Below are 15,160 nucleotides of genomic sequence, written 5' to 3' on the forward strand. Positions count from 1 at the left end.
CCGATCCGAATCCGGATCGGGCCTTCGGCGTTGTCGGGGTCTCCTTGCGTCCGGGGCCGGTCAGGGCTGCCGGACGGGCGCATTAGCCTGGGGATATGCGGAAAGTGGCGGGAGCGGCGGTTCTGGACGCCGTGTGCGTGCTCGTTTTCGTGGCCATCGGGCGGGCATCACACGACGAGGCGTCCAGCGTCACCGGATTCCTCAACACGGCGTGGCCGTTCCTGACGGGCGCGCTCATCGGCTGGCTGGCCACCCGCGCCTGGCGGGATCCGGCGCGGCTGGTTCCGTCCGGTGTCGGGATCTGGGTCGCGGCCGTCGCGGTCGGCATGCTGCTGCGCGTCGTCTCCGGGCAGGGGATCGCCGTCGCGTTCGTGATCGTCGCGACGCTGTTCCTCGGGCTGGTGCTGCTCGGCTGGCGCGCCGTCGCCGCGCTCGTCCGCCGCCGCACCCGGGTGGCCTGAACCAACGGCCCGCACGCGGGCCTGAGTCGACGGCCCTCGCGGTGTTCTGAAGGGCGGCCGAAGGGACGCTGGAGGGCGTTGAGCGGCCCGGACGCGTGGGCCGCGCGGGCGGTTCGCGCGGCCGTCCGGCGGCTGTTGACGCGGACGGCCGGACGCTGGTGAAGTTACCCACGAGTCACGGGAGTGACCGGGACAGAAAGCGCATAAGGGGACACCGATGGCATCCGCACTGCGGGACTGGCTGGACAAGCCGAACACCGGACGCGGGGTCAGTCTCGCCACCGACGACGGCGGCTGGGACCACCACGACTACGGCCGGCTGGCCTCCGCGGCGCGGCGCACGGCCGGTGCGCTGATCGAGGCGGGCGTGCGGCCCGGCGACGTGGTCTGCGTCGTCCTGCCGACCGACTTCACCTGTGTGGAGACCTACTTCGGGGTGTGGGCGGCCGGGGCGACGGTCTGCCTGGTCACCCCGCCGCTGTTCCAGGACGGCGACGACTACGTCGCGCACGTCGCCGCGATCCTGCGGCAGGCGAAGCCGGTGCTGACCATCGCGTCCGACGACCTGGCCCCGCTCGCTGCCCGTGCCATGGCCGACGCCGGCCTTCCCGGCGAGCCGTGGGCGCCCCGCCAGGCCGAGCACGAGGCGGAGGTGCAGCCCGCCGGGGAGCTGGCGATCCTGCAGTTCACCTCCGGGTCGTCCGGCGCGCCGCGCGGCGTCATGGTCACGTGGGAGAACCTCGAGGCGAACTGCGAGCTGATCGCGCGCACCGCCGGGTTCCGGGACGGCGACGAGGTCGCGTCCTGGCTGCCGCTGTACCACGACATGGGCCTGATCGGCTGTTTCATCACCCCGATCGCGCTGCAGTGCGACCTGAAGCTGATGCGGCCGGACCACTTCATCCGCGACCCCGCACGCTGGATCCGCTGCTTCGCGACCGCGACGCACACCGCCGCGCCGCCGTTCGCCTACGCCTACTGCGCGCGCCGGGTGAAGCCCGAGCAGCTCGAGGGCGTCGACCTGTCCGGCTGGCGGATGGCGCTGATCGGCGCCGAGCCGATCGACCCGCACTCGCTGGAGATCTTCGCCGAGCTGGTGGAGCCCTTCGGGTTCCACCGCGAGGCGTTCTTCCCCGCCTACGGCATGGCCGAGACGACGCTGCTGGTCACGATGGACCACGCCTGGCGGCTGCCTCTGGCCGTCCGTCCCGACCCGGCGTCGCTGGCGTTCGGGCAGCCGGTGCGGATCCTGGAGCAGCACGAGCTGGGCCCGCAGTCCAACGGCGCGAAGTCGGGCTGGATCGTCGGCTGCGGCACGCCCGAGGAGGACGTCCCGGTCCAGATCCTGGACGACGACGGGAACGAGCTGGCCGAGGGGCTGCTGGGCGAGATCGTCGTCGGCGGCGCGTCCGCGTGCCCCGGTTACTACGCGGGCGCCGAGGCCAAGTCGACGCGGTTCGCCGATGGGCCGGGAGGTCGGTCGGGGTCGGTTGGTCGGGGCTGGTCCGTCTTCACCGGAGACGCCGGGTTCTTCCATGAGGGACGGCTGTTCGTCCTCGGACGGATGGGCGACAGCATCAAGGTGCGCGGACGGTCCGTCTACGTCGAGGACCTGGAGGCGCGCATCGCCGAGGTCAGCAGGCTCGGCAAGGGCCGGATCACGGTCACGGCCGTGCCGGGCGCGGGCCAGAAGGGGCTGGCGCTGTTCGCCGAGACGAACGACGAGGCGTGGGTGGGCGACGTCCGCGAGATGCTGCGCCGCCGCGTCGGCGAGGACGTCGAGGTCACGATCATCGTCGGGACCGGGCTGATCCAGCGCACGTCCAGCGGCAAGCCGCGCCGCCGCTACATGTGGGAGCAGTTCCAGGCCGGGCGGCTGCCGAACGCCCGCCTCGCCGAGTAGCACGCTCCGCGCCGAGTAGCATGCCCCGCGCCGAGTAGCAGGGCGCGCGCCGAGCAGCAGGGCGCGCCGAGTGGGCCATGAGGCCTCCGTGCCTCGGGCGGGTGGGCCCGTCCGGGGAACAGGGGGTGAGCTTCGGCACGTTGGACCTTCGTCAAGGACAAGATCACGTCCGGACACCATCACTTGTTGATAAAACAGTTGATGGTGGTCTACGTGACGTGACCGGCGGAAGGTCGACGATGCCCTCTGGTGCGAGGTCCCTGCTCCGGCTCGGCGCGCGGCTGGGGTCGACCGCGCAGAACTCCCTGGAGGTGGCGCGGTTCGGCGGCCTGGCCACCGACGAGGACGCCTCGCCCAGCGAGGTCGTCGCGCAACGCCGCACCTATCGGCTCCGCCACTATTTCCCCGCCGAGGGGGAAGCACAGTTCTTCGAGGACGACAAGCGGCCGGTGATGCTGCTCGTCCCGCCGCTGATGATCACGGCCGAGGTGTACGACATCTCGTCCCGGGTGAGCGCGGTCGCCGAGCTGCACCGGCTCGGCGTCGACCCGTGGGTGGTCGACTTCGGCGCCCCCGAGCGCGAGCCGGGCGGCCTCGAGCGGACGGTCACCGACCACGTCCTCGCGGTCAGCGACGCGATCGACCGGGTGCGTGCGGCGACCGGACGCGACGTCCACCTCGGCGGCTACTCGCAGGGCGGCATGTTCGTCTACCAGACGGCCGCCTACCGGCGCAGCCGCGGCATCGAGTCGCTGGTGACGTTCGGCAGCCCGGCCGACGTGTCCGTGGCGCTGCCGTTCGGCCTGCCGAGCTGGCTCGCGACCGACGTGGCCGGACGCGTCCCGGACGCCCTGCTCCGCAACTTCGACGTCCCCGGATGGGTGACGCGCACCGGGTTCCAGCTGCTCAGCCCGGTGAAGTCGGTGCGCAGCCGGGTCGACTTCCTGCTCCAGCTGCACGACCGCGAGGCGCTCGCGCCGCGCGAGCGCCAGCGCCAGTTCCTGGAGCGCACCGGCTGGGTCGCCTGGCCGGGCCCGGCGCTGAACGAGTTCGTCCGCCAGTTCATCCAGCACAACCGGATGCTGACCGGCGGCTTCGTCATTGGTGACCGCCTGGTCACCCTCGCCGACATCACCTGCCCGGTGCTGACGTTCGTCGGCGAGGTGGACGAGATCGCCTCGCCGCCGATGGTCCGCGGCATCCGGCGGGCCGCGCCGCGCGCCGAGGTGTACGAGACGGCGCTGCGCGCCGGGCACTTCGGGCTCGTCGTCGGATCGCTCGCCATGGCGCAGACCTGGCCGACCGTCGCCGCGTGGGCGCGGTGGCGCGCGGGCACCGCCGACCTGCCGTCCCAGGTGCGGAAGGTGGACGGCGACGAGGAGGCCGTCCCGCCCGCCCCGCCCGGTGGAGCCGCCGGGTACGGCCTGAACCTCGCCCTCGGGGTCGGCACGAACACGCTGCGGTCCGCCGTCCGGACGGCCACCCGCGCCGTCCACGGCGGCCGCCTGCTCGCGCACGAGGCGACGCAGAACCTGCCGAGGCTCGCGCGCCTGGAACGCATCCAGCACGACACGCGCATGTCGCTCGGCCTCCTCCTGGACGAGCAGCACGACCGCGCCCCGGACGACGTCTTCTTCCTCTACCACGGGCGCGCCCACACGCAGGAGGCCGCGAAGAAGCGCATCGACGCGGTGGTCAAGGGGCTCATCCACATCGGCGTCCGGCAGGGCGACCCGGTGGGCGTCCTCATGCACACGCGTCCCACCGCGCTCGCGCTCGTCGCCGCGCTGAGCAGGCTCGGCGCGGTCGCGGTGCTGATGCGTCCGGACGGCGATCCCGCCCGGGAGGCCGCGCTCGCCGGGGTCACGCGCGTCATCGCCGACCCGGACAACGCGTCGGCCGCCGCGGAGCTCGGGCTGCCCGTCCACCTGCTGGGCGGGGTGCAGACGCGGGGCGACGGCCCGGAGATCCCCGACATGGAGGAGATCGACCCGGACGCCGTTCCGCTACCCGCCTGGTACCGGCCGAACCCGGGCCGCGCGGGCGACGTCGCCTTCGTCCTGTTCGCCGGGGACGGCGAGCACATGCGAGCGAACCGCATCACGAACCGGCGCTGGGCGCTGTCGGCGTTCGGCACGGCGTCGTCCGCCGCGCTGTCCCCGGCCGACACGGTCTTCTCGATCACGCCGCTGCAGCATCCGTCCGCGCTGATGATGAGCCTCGGCGGCGCCGCCGCGGCCGGGTCGCGGCTGGCGCTCGCGTCCGCCTACGACCCCGAGACGTTCTGGGACGAGGCGCGCCGCTACGGCGTGACCGTCGCGTCCTACACCTGGACGCTGCTGCGCGACCTGGTCAACGCCCCGCCGGACCCGGCCGAGCTGCACCACCCGGTGCGGCTGTTCATCGGGTCCGGCATGCCGCGCGGGCTGTGGCGGCGCGTGGAGGAGCGCTTCGCGCCCGCGCGCGTGCTGGAGTTCTACGCGTCCACCGAGGGCGAGGCCGTGCTCGTCAACCTCAGCGGCAAGAAGCCGGGCTCGCTGGGACGTCCGCTGCCCGGCAGCACCGGCGTCCGGCTCGCCCGCTACGACCTGGAGGACGGGCGGCTCGTCGAGGGCCCGGACGGGTTCGCCGAGGAGAGCGCGCCCGGCGAGATCGGGATGCTGCTGGCCCGCGTCCGCCCGGAGACCGTGCAGCTCGGACGGCGCCCGCTGCGCGGCGTGTTCGCCCCCGAGGACGCCTGGAAGGTCACCGGCGACCTGTTCCGCCGCGACGAGGACGGCGACTTCTGGCTGGTCGGACGGGACGCCGAGCTGATCCGCACGGCGGCCGGGATCGTCCCGCCCGGCCCGGCCCGCGACGCCCTCGGCGACCTGCCGCAGGTGGACGCGGTCGCCGTCTACGGCGTCCCGGCGGGCGACTCCGAGCTGGTCGCCGCCGCGATCACGCTGTGCCCGGGCGCCGAGCTGAAGCCGGTGGACCTGACCGAGACGCTGCTGCGGGTCGAGCCGGAGCTGCGTCCGGCGGTCGTCCGGGTCGTGGCCGCCATCCCCGTCATGCTCGGCCACCGGCTCGATCCCCGCGCCCTGCGCGAGGAGGGCGTGCCCGAGCCCGACGCGGGGGAGACGTACTACCGCGACCCGGCGGGCGCGTACCGTCCGCTCACGGCCGCCGCCCGCCGCCGACTATCGCGCTAGCGACCGCTATCCGGCGCTGATCGTCAGAGCCGGGTAGCGGACGTTGGTGACGGGCGTTCCTAGTGGACGTGGACGCGCTCGCCGTTGCTCACCATCCCGGGGAGCATGTCCCCGGCGAGCATCGGCAGGCGGACGCAGCCGTGCGACGCCCGCCGGTTCGGGACCGACAGTGAACCGTGCATGGCGAAGCCCTCGTGGAAGAACAGCGGCCGGTACATGTAGCCGAGCGGGGACCGGTGCCAGCCGGGGATCCGGCGGATCACGCGGAAGTCGCCGGACGGCGTGTGCGCGACGCCGCAGTGCCCGTTCTCGCAGTAGTGCATTCCGGAGCCGGTGGAGATGTGCGAGATCATCCGGATCCGTCCGCCCCGGTACGCGGTGAGGACCTGGTGGCGGAGGTCGATGTCCACGTGGTCGGGGGACCGGTCGGCGGTCAGCCGCCGCGGGTGCCTCGGGTGGGTGAGCGCGCGCACGAGGCGGCCGTTCACCCGTCCCGTGGGCGCCATGCCGTTCACCTTCTGGAACGCCCAGATGGCGTTCTTGGTGAATTCGGTGCGGGCGCCGTTCGCGGGCCCGGGAACGTAGTGCAGCTCCTTGAGGCGCAGCTGGACGGCGCGCAGATCCATGGCCCTGCGCTTGGGGTGGCGCTTGACGGGCTTGGCGGGCTGCGCAGGGGGCTTCACAACAGGCCCGGGGGCGGGCCAGACGGGCTTCGCGACAGGCCCGGGGGCGGGCCTGGCGGGCTTCGCGACGAGCGCGGGGGCAGGCTTGGCGGGCTTAACGACGGGCGCAGGGGCGGGCGCGGTGACGGGTGCGGTGGCGGGCGCGACGGGTTTTGCGGGGGTCGGCGCGTGCTGTTCGGTGTGCTCACTGGGCGGTGGCGGTATGAAGCTTCTCGGCGGGGCGGACGGACCGTAGTCCGGAGGGAAGCCCCTCGGCGTCCGCGGAGTCGGTCTGAGGTGGAAGAACGGATTCTCTTCGTAGTCGTCCGGATAGGGGTCCGCAGGGACGACCGCGGCGGATCTCGCCGGGACGGCCACGTGCGCGGGCACGGACGGAGCGGCGAAGGCTGAGGTGGCGACAAGCGCGAGACCGGCAAGCATGATCAGGACGTTAAGCCGGAAGCGCGCCGCCGGAGTTAGCCGACACTCCCGGGCGAGACCCAACCTTTGCCGGTCCTTCGCCCATGGGCGACGCTGGAAGTGAGGGCATGGCCACCGGATGACGCTCCACGCGCCTCGGGACGGGGGGAGTGTCGCACCTCTGGACACGCGGGGAAGCGGCACGCTACAACAGAGGAACAAAGTACGCCCTTTTGTAGCGCGCCGGATCATTCGGCCCCGCGGGCAGCCGCGCGCGAGCGGTCGTCCCGGTGGGTGCCAGGGAGGTACCGCATGGCCACTCGCGTCCTCGCCGCCCCGCCCCCGGGCAGCGACCTCAAGCCCGTCGTCGGTGCACCCGGAATCCCCCTGGTCGGCAGCACGCTGCAGGCGATGCGGCGTCCGGTCGAACTGTCGCGGGAGCGGTACGAGCGGTTCGGCCCGGTCAGCTGGAGCTGGCTGCTCGGACAGCGGACGGTGACCGTCCAGGGGCCGGAGGCCGCCGAGGCCGTGCTGGTCAACCGGGACAAGGCGTTCGCGAACGGCCCCGCGTGGAGCTTCTTCATCGGGCCGTTCTTCACCCGGGGCATCATGCTGCTCGACTTCGAGGAGCACCTGCACCACCGGCGCATCATGCAGCAGGCGTTCACCCGGCAGCGGCTCCAGGCGTACCAGGAGACGATGGCGCCGAGCATCGGCAAGGGCCTGGACGCGTGGATCCCCGGACGAGGCTTCAAGGTCTACGACCACGTCAAGCAGCTCACCCTCGACCTCGCCACCGACGTGTTCATGGGCGTCGACCTCGACCGCGCGGAGGCCGACCGGATCAACGGCGCGTTCGTCGACGCCGTGCGCGCCGGGACCGCCTACGTCCGCTTCCCGGTGCCGGGACTGCGCTGGCAGAAGGGCCTGCGGGCGCGGAGGGTCCTGGAGGAGTTCTTCCGGACGCACCTGCCCGCCAAGCGCCGGGACGGCGGCGACGACCTGTTCGCCGCCCTCTGCGCGGCCGAGACCGACGACGGCCACCGCTTCACCGACGAGGACGTCGTCAACCACATGATCTTCGCGCTGATGGCGGCGCACGACACCACCACGATCACGCTCACGAGCATGGCGTACCACCTGGCCAAGTACCCCGAGTGGCAGGAGCGGCTGCGGGACGAGTCGCTCGCGCTCGGCAAGTCCGTCCTCGACTCCGCCGACCTTCCCGCCATGACCGGCATCGACGCGGCCATGAAGGAGTCGCTGCGGCTGGTGTCGCCGGTGCCCGCGCTGCCGCGCAAGGCCGTCCGGGACACCGAGATCCTCGGCTTCCACATCCCGGCGGGCACCACCGTGGTCGTCCCGCAGATGACCAACCACCTCATGGCGAGCGTCTGGGCGAATCCTGACGAGTTCGACCCGGGCCGGTTCTCCCCGGAGCGGCGCGAGGACAAGGCGCACAAGTACGCCTGGTCGCCGTTCGGCGGCGGCGCGCACAAGTGCATCGGCCTGCACTTCGCCGGGATGCAGGTCAAGAGCGTCATGCACCAGTGGCTGCTGCGGTACCGGTGGAGCGTGCCCGGACGCTACACCTGGCCGCTCGACACCACCTCCCTGCCGTCCCCGAAGGACGGCCTCCCCGTCCATCTGGAGCGTCTGCCGTGACCCCGTCCGCCGCGAGCCAGGAGCGTCTGCCATGAGCAAGGTCGTCGTCATCACCGGTGCGGCGCGCGGCATCGGCTTCGCCACCGCGCGCGCGTGCAAGGCCAAGGGCGGGACGGTCGTCATCGGCGACATCGACGCGTCCGCCGTGGAGGCCGCAGGAAAGGAACTGGGCGTCACGGCGCTCCCGGTGGACGTCACGTCGCGCGAGTCGTTCGAGACGTTCCTCGCGGAGGCCGAGGTCGCGCATGGGCCCGTCGACGTCCTCGTCAACAACGCCGGGATCATGCCGATCGGGCCGGTGACCGGGGAATCCGACGCGGACGCGCGCCGCTGCATGGACATCAACGTGCACGGCGTCATGCTCGGCACCAAGCTCGCGCTCGAGCGGATGCTCCCGCGCGGGCGCGGGCACGTGGTGAACATCGCGTCCCTCGCGGGCCTGCTCCCGACGCCCGGCCTCGCGCTCTACAACGCGAGCAAGGCCGCCGTCGTGGTGTTCACCGAGGCCACCCGGCTGGAGGCGCTGGGGAGCGGCGTGCACGTGACCGCCGTCCTGCCGTCCTTCACCAACACCGAGCTCATCGCGGGGACGTCCTCGCCGCGCGGGCAGAAGAACTGCGAGCCCGAGGACATCGCGGACGCCGTCGTCGCGGCGATCGGCCGTCCGCGCGCGCAGGTCGTCGTCCCGGCGCGCCTCGCGTTCCCGACGAGGCTCGGCCAGCTGTTCCCGGAGCGCGTCCGCGAGGCCGTCATGCGGACGTACCGGCTCGACAAGGTCTTCCTGGACTGGGACCACCAGGCCCGCAGCTCCTACGACGCCCGCATCCGGAGCTGACCGCCCCGACCGACGGACCCCGGGCCCAGGGGCCCGGGGTCCTCGGCGGTCAGAAGGGGTAGTGCGCCTGCTCGGTGGCCACGGTCACCCAGCGGGTGTTCGAGAACGCCTCCAGGCCCCAGCGGCCGCCGAACCGCCCGTGCCCGGACGCGCCGAACCCGCCGAACGGCGCCTGCGGCTCGTCGCCCACGGACTGGTCGTTGACGTGCACGATCCCGGTCCGCAGCCGCCGCGCGACGCGCAGCCCGCGGGTGCCGTTCTCGGTGATGATCCCGGCGGTCAGGCCGTGCTCGCTGTCGTTGGCCTTCGCGACGGCCTCGTCGTCGGTGGCGAACGTGTCGATCACGCACACCGGCCCGAACGCCTCGCCGTGGTAGAGCTCGGCGTCCCGCGGAAGGCCGGTGAGGACGGTCGCCGGGTGGACGGCGCCGTCCGGCTCGCCCCCGCCCGTGACGACCGTCGCGCCCCGGTCCACGGCGTCCTTCACCAGCGCCGCGACGCGCTCGGCGGCGGTCCGCGTGACCAGCGGCCCGATCACCGTGGACGGCACCGACGGGTCCCCGGACGGCAGCGCCGCGACCTTGGCGGCGAACCGCTCGGTGAACGCGGCGGCCAGGGACTCGTGCACCAGCACGCGGTCGCCGGACATGCAGATCTGGCCCGCGTTCATGAACACCCCGAACGTCACGGCGTCGACGGCGTAGTCCAGGTCCGCGTCGTCGAGGACGATGATCGCGTTCTTGCCGCCCAGCTCCAGCAGCGCGGGCTTGAGGTGCCGGGCCGCGTGCGTGCCGATGATCCGGCCGACCCCGGTGGAGCCGGTGAAGTTCACCGCCCGGACGCGCGGGTCCGCGATCAGGGTCTCGGCGATCCCGGCGGCGTCCGCGGGGTCGTTGGTGATGACGTTCAGCACGCCGTCCGGCAGGCCCGCCTCGTGCAGCACGTCCGCGATGAGCAGGCCGCAGGCGACCGGGGCGTCCTCGCTGGGCTTCATCACGACGGTGTTCCCGGCGGCGAGCGCGGCCGCCACCGACCGGACGCCCAGGATGACCGGCGCGTTCCACGGGGAGAACGCGGCGACCACGCCGACCGGTTCGCGGATCGCGAGGCCGAGCACGCCCTCCTGCTGTGCGGTCAGCACGTCCCCGCGCGGCGCGGTGATCGCGGCCGCGGCCTCGCGCAGGATGTTCGCGGCGAGCATCACGTTGAACCCGGCCCACGGCGTCGTCCCGCCGACCTCGGCCGCCATCAGCGCGATCACCTCGCCCGCCCGCCCGTCCAGCAGGTCCGCGGCGCGGAGGAAGATCGCGCGGCGGGCGAACGGGGACAGCGCAGCCCACTCCTCGAACGCCGCGTCCGCCGCGTCCACGGCCGCCGTGACGTCCTCCGGCCCGGCCGCCGCGACGGTCGCGTACACCTCGCCGGTGTAGGGGGAGACGTCGTCGGTCGTCCGCCCTGAGCGGGCCGGCAGGTTCTTGCCGCCGATCAGCAGCTCACGGGTGATGGGCATGGTGACTCCTTCAGGGGCCGCGCCGTCGCGACGGGTCGTCTTCCGCGCAGTGTCCGCCCTGGACGGCCGTCCGCGCGCCGCGCCTTTCCGCCCAGCGGAAAGCGCCCTGGCCGGCGGCGGCCGGTGGTCAGCGGACGCGCGGGCGGCCGTCGCGGGCGAAGGCGCGCCTGGCTTGTGGAAGGTACCGGACGGCTTCCGGCAGAACCGGCCAGAACACCCCGAACCGCCGGACGAACGCCGCGAACCGCTGGTACCGGCGTTCGTCCGACTCGTCCCACGGGAGGTTCAGCAGCTCGCGCATGCGCGGGTGGCAGCCGCCGACCGTGATGAACCGCGCGACGGCGTTCAGCGGCGGCGACACCGCGCGCCACAGCGCCTTCGGCACCTTCGGCGGCGCGGGCAGGCCCTTGGTCACGTACCCGACGCCGTACCGGGCGGTCTTGTGTGCGACGAGGACCTCCGCGAGCGTCCGCTCCCAGTACGCCTCGAAGTCCTCCCAGGTCTCGGGCATGATCCGGTCGCTGACCCCGTACATCCGGTACCAGGTCTTCGACTCGGCGTAGATACGCCGCTTGTCGGCCACGGTGAGCGGCCGGACGAATGTCTCGATCCCGTGGATCAGGTGGTCGAGGAACGTGGCGTGCGCCCAGAAGTAGGTGTCCGGATCGAGCGCGTGGTAGCGGGTGCCGTCCGGCAGGACGCCCTTGATGTCGCGGTGGAAGTCGCGGACCCGGCGTCCGGACGCGGCCGAGTCCGTCCCGCCGTAGATCGTGTTCAGGATCGGCCCGGCCGAGCGCTTCAGCCGCGCGAACGTCTCGTCGAAGAAGACCGAGTGGTCCAGGACGCCCTGGCCGAGCGCCGGGAGCATGTTCTGCAGCACGGCGGCGCGCGGCCCGACCAGCAGCAGCCGGGTGTCGGCGAAGTAGGTCCAGGTCAGCGAGGTCGGACCGAGGGGAGCGGGAGGGGTCGTGGCCGTCATGGGTCACCGCCGGGAGTGCCGCGGAGGAACAAAGGCATCATGATTGTAACTATGTTCCTTTCTGACGGCCAGCATAGGCTGCGGTCATGACGATGGACGCGATCCGGCTGACCGGGCTGCTGGAGGCCGCCCCGGACCCCGACGACCTGGACACCCGCATCCTGGACGCGGCGCTCGCCGAGTTCGTGACCTACGGGCTGCGGCGGGTCAGCGTCGAGGACGTCGCCCGCCGCGCCGGGGTCGCCCGCACGACCATCTACCGCCGGTTCACCAACAAGGAGCAGCTGCTCCAGGCCGTCCACCTGCGCGAGGTCCGGCTCTTCCTCACGGCGCTGTCGGACGCCACCGCGAGCCAGCAGAACGCCGCGGACGCCGTCGTCGAGGGCTTCGTCGCGGGCCTCGCCGCCGCCCGCTCGCACCCGCTGATCACCCGCGTCCTGCAGAGCGAGCCGGAGGTGTTCGTCCGGCAGCTCGGCATGAACGGAGGCGCGGTGCTGCTGGCCGCCCGCGACATCCTCGCCGCCCGGCTGCGCCGCGCGCTGCCCGCCGTCGACCCCACCGAGATCTCCGTCGCGTCCGAGGTGATGCTGCGGGTCGCGGTGTCGGTGCTGCTGCTGCCCGACGGCGGCATCCCGCTCGGCGACGAGGCCGAGATCCGCGCCTTCGCCCGCGGCCATCTCACCCGGCTCCTGCCTGGGTAGACCCCGGCCTTCCGGGTTAGGCTGCAACCTCCGAATCTTGTTCTAGAACCGGAGGCGAGTATGGAGTCGGCGATCGTCGCGACCCGCCACGGCAAGGTCCGCGGCAGGATCCTGGAGAACGGCGTCTCGGCCTACCTCGGCATCCCGTACGCCGCGCCGCCCCTCGGCGAGAACCGCTTCCGCGAGCCGCGCCCGCCCCAGCCGTGGGACGGCGTCCGCGACACCGTCGAGTACGGCCCGACCGCCCCCAAGCCCGGCTACCCCAGGCCGTTCGACCGCCTGATTCCCGAGCCGGTCGTTCCGGGCGACGACTTCCTCAACCTCAACGTCTGGACGCCCGACCCCGGACGCTCCGGGCTGCCGGTCATGGTCTGGATCCACGGCGGCGCGTTCCGCAACGGCTCCGGGGCCGTCCCCACCTACTCGGGCGCGAACTTCGCCCGCGACGGCGTCGTCTGCGTGAACTTCAACTACCGCCTCGGCGTCGAGGGCTTCGCGCACTTCCCGGACGCCCCGTCCAACCGCGGCCTGCTCGACCAGATCTTCGCCCTCACCTGGGTCCGCGACAACATCGCCGCCTTCGGCGGGGACCCGGACAACGTCACGGTCTTCGGCGAGTCCGCGGGCGCCATGAGCGTCACCACGCTGCTCTCCCTGGACCTCGGCCTCTTCCGCCGCGCCGTCGCGCAGAGCGGCGCGGGCAACGCCGCCCAGACCGCCGACGACGCCACGCTCGTCATCAAGGAGGTCGCCGCCCGCCTCGGCGCGGAGCCCACCGCGGCGTCCTTCGCGCAGATCGCGCCGTCCCGGATCATCCCCGTCCAGGCGGCCGTCGCCGCCGAGGTCTCCATGCTCCCCGACCCCGCCCGCTGGGGCGCCTCGACCGTGCGGACCCTGATGTCCCACGTCCCCGTCCTGGACGGCGACCTGCTCACCCGCCTCCCCGAGGACGCCATCGCGGACGGCGCGGGCGCGGGCGCCGACCTCCTCATCGGCTACAACTCCGAGGAGTTCCGCTTCTTCTTCATGCCGGCCGGCCTGGCCGACCTGGTCACCGACGAGTTCGTGGACCCCATGGCGTCCGCGCTGGGCGTCCCGCAGCCCGTCGTCGACGCCCACCGCGACCTCTACGCCACCCCGGGCGAACAGCTCATGGCCGTCATCAGCGAGGCCCTCTTCCGCATCCCGGCCACCCGCGTCGCCCAGGCCCACCAGGCCCGCACCTGGATGTACGAGTTCGCCTGGCGCAGCCCCGTCCACGACGTCGGCGCCTGCCACGCCCTGGAACTGGGCTTCGTCTTCGACACCCTCACCCCCGACGGCCTCGCGGGCCCCAACCCGCCCCAGCCCCTCGCCGACACCATGCACAAGGTCTGGGTCGACTACGCCACCACCGGCACCCCCGGCTGGCCCCGGTACACCCCCGGAACCCGCCAGACCCGCCGCTTCGGCGACCCCAAGAACCCCCTGGTCAACGCCCCCAACGACCCCCTCCGCCGCCTCTGGACCAACTGACCCCCGCGAACTCGGCGTCCATGTCCTCGCGGCCGTGCGGTCGCGCTTGCGCGGCTGAGGGCTGTGCGGGGTTCCTACTCGAACGCCTCTGCGACGACGTGGCGGGCGATGGCCAGGGATGATGTCGCGCCTGGTGACGGTGCGTTTCGGACGGACGTGACCGGGCCCAGTGTGCTGATGCGGAAGTCGTCCACGAGCGAGCCGTCCGGGTCGATGGCCTGCGCGCGCACGCCGGACGGGGCGGGCACCACGTCCAACGTCCGCAGGGACGGGACGAACGAGCGCGCCTCCTTCACGAAGGCGTGCTTGAACAGCGACCCGTACACCTCCTTGGCGCCCGTCCGCCAGTGCTGCCGGGCGAGCGCGCCGAAACCGGGCCAGGCCAGGGTCTCCCTGAGGTCGCGGAGGTTCAGGTCGCGGCGGTGGTAGCCCTCGCGGGCCAGCGCCAGGACGGCGTTCGGGCCCACGTCCACGCCGCCGTCCACCCGCCGCGTGAAGTGGACGCCGAGGAACGGGTAGCGCGGGTCGGGGACGGGATAGATCAACCCGCGCACCAGATCCGGCCTGGTCAGCCGGTAGTACTCGCCGCGGAACGGGATGATCGCCGGGCCCGGGCCGTCGCCCGCCAGCCGGGCCACCCGGTCGGACTGGAGACCCGCGCAGATCACCAGCCGGTCGAACACCAGCTCCTCGTCCCGGGACGCGACCGCGACCCGGTCGCCCCGCCGCGCGATGCGGACGACCTCGAAGCCGAGCCGGAGCTCGCCGCCCGCCTTCACCACGTCCCGCGCGTACGAACGGGCGACCGCCGGGAAGTCGACGATCGCCGTCGTGGGGGAGTGCAGGGCGGCGACGCCCCGCGCGTTCGGCTCGACCTCGCGCAGCTCCGCCGCCGTCAGCCGCCGCAGCCCGGGGACGCCGTTCGCGGTCGCGCGCCGCTCGATCTCCAGGAGCGGCTCGAGCTCGCGCGTCGTCCGCGCGACGACGACCTTGCCGCACTCCTCGTACGGCAGGCCGCGCTCGGCGCAGTACTCCTTGAGCAGGCCGATCCCGCGCCGACACAGCGTCGCCTTGAGGGAACCGGGCGCGTAGTACAGGCCCGCGTGGGCGACGCCGCTGTTGTGCCCGGTCTGGTGCGCGGCGACCCGGTCCTCCTTGTCGAGGACGATGATCTCCGCGCCCGGGCGGACCTCCCCCAGGCGGCGCGCCACGGCCAGGCCGAGGATGCCCGCGCCGACCACGCCGATGCGCATTCCGCTCACCTGGGCACCCTACGGCCCGGACCGGGCCACTGCCCAGGCTGAGCCGCCCGGCC

The 15,160-nt window shown here is 73.0% G+C and carries 11 protein-coding genes; 7 read left to right on the forward strand and 4 right to left on the reverse strand.

From position 1 onward, the window contains the following. Positions 1-95: 95 nt before the first annotated feature. The 3 genes from AB0L06_RS01780 (at position 96) to AB0L06_RS01790 (ending at position 5,558) form a co-directional block, all read left to right on the forward strand. Positions 96-461, forward strand: coding sequence for a DUF3054 domain-containing protein (locus AB0L06_RS01780; RefSeq protein WP_500228979.1), 366 nt, complete (start codon positions 96-98; stop codon positions 459-461). Between the two features lie 217 nt (positions 462-678). Further along, the gene (locus AB0L06_RS01785) at positions 679-2,364 is read left to right on the forward strand and encodes an AMP-binding protein (protein ID WP_500228980.1); all 1,686 of its coding nucleotides are present in this window, start codon (positions 679-681) and stop codon (positions 2,362-2,364) included. 239 nt (positions 2,365-2,603) lie between these two features. Continuing rightward, on the forward strand, positions 2,604-5,558 hold the full coding sequence (locus AB0L06_RS01790; protein WP_500228981.1) for an AMP-binding protein: 2,955 nt from the start codon (positions 2,604-2,606) through the stop codon (positions 5,556-5,558). A gap of 59 nt (positions 5,559-5,617) precedes the next feature. On the opposite strand, the gene AB0L06_RS01795 is transcribed toward AB0L06_RS01790, so the two are convergent. Further along, a complete protein-coding gene (locus AB0L06_RS01795; RefSeq protein WP_500228982.1) occupies positions 5,618-6,241 on the reverse strand; it encodes a L,D-transpeptidase family protein in 624 nt (207 codons plus the stop codon). A gap of 711 nt (positions 6,242-6,952) precedes the next feature. Here AB0L06_RS01795 and AB0L06_RS01800 point away from each other — a divergent pair. Both AB0L06_RS01800 and AB0L06_RS01805 read left to right on the forward strand, forming a co-directional pair. Continuing rightward, complete coding sequence (locus tag AB0L06_RS01800; protein ID WP_500228983.1) at positions 6,953-8,305, forward strand: cytochrome P450; 1,353 nt, start codon at positions 6,953-6,955, stop codon at positions 8,303-8,305. A gap of 31 nt (positions 8,306-8,336) precedes the next feature. After that, complete coding sequence (locus AB0L06_RS01805; protein ID WP_500228984.1) at positions 8,337-9,140, forward strand: SDR family oxidoreductase; 804 nt, start codon at positions 8,337-8,339, stop codon at positions 9,138-9,140. 49 nt (positions 9,141-9,189) lie between these two features. Here AB0L06_RS01805 and AB0L06_RS01810 read toward each other — a convergent pair whose 3' ends face one another. Continuing rightward, complete coding sequence (locus AB0L06_RS01810; protein ID WP_500228985.1) at positions 9,190-10,650, reverse strand: aldehyde dehydrogenase family protein; 1,461 nt, start codon at positions 10,648-10,650, stop codon at positions 9,190-9,192. A 127-nt stretch (positions 10,651-10,777) separates the two neighbouring features. Next, a complete protein-coding gene (locus AB0L06_RS01815) occupies positions 10,778-11,629 on the reverse strand; it encodes an oxygenase MpaB family protein (protein WP_500228986.1) in 852 nt (283 codons plus the stop codon). An 86-nt stretch (positions 11,630-11,715) separates the two neighbouring features. On the opposite strand from AB0L06_RS01815, the gene AB0L06_RS01820 reads away from it, so the two are divergent. Together AB0L06_RS01820 and AB0L06_RS01825 are read left to right on the forward strand one after the other, a co-directional pair. Beyond that, a complete protein-coding gene (locus AB0L06_RS01820; RefSeq protein ID WP_500228987.1) occupies positions 11,716-12,330 on the forward strand; it encodes a TetR/AcrR family transcriptional regulator in 615 nt (204 codons plus the stop codon). A 60-nt stretch (positions 12,331-12,390) separates the two neighbouring features. Continuing rightward, positions 12,391-13,845 carry a carboxylesterase/lipase family protein gene (locus tag AB0L06_RS01825; protein ID WP_500228988.1) on the forward strand — a complete coding sequence of 485 codons (1,455 nt, stop codon included), beginning with the start codon at positions 12,391-12,393 and terminating at the stop codon, positions 13,843-13,845. A gap of 74 nt (positions 13,846-13,919) precedes the next feature. Here AB0L06_RS01825 and lhgD read toward each other — a convergent pair whose 3' ends face one another. Beyond that, complete coding sequence (gene lhgD, locus AB0L06_RS01830) at positions 13,920-15,098, reverse strand: L-2-hydroxyglutarate dehydrogenase (protein WP_500229296.1); 1,179 nt, start codon at positions 15,096-15,098, stop codon at positions 13,920-13,922. Positions 15,099-15,160 lie beyond the last annotated feature (62 nt).

Source organism: Spirillospora sp. NPDC052269 (assembly GCF_040679435.1).
Lineage (GTDB): Bacteria > Actinomycetota > Actinomycetes > Streptosporangiales > Streptosporangiaceae > Spirillospora.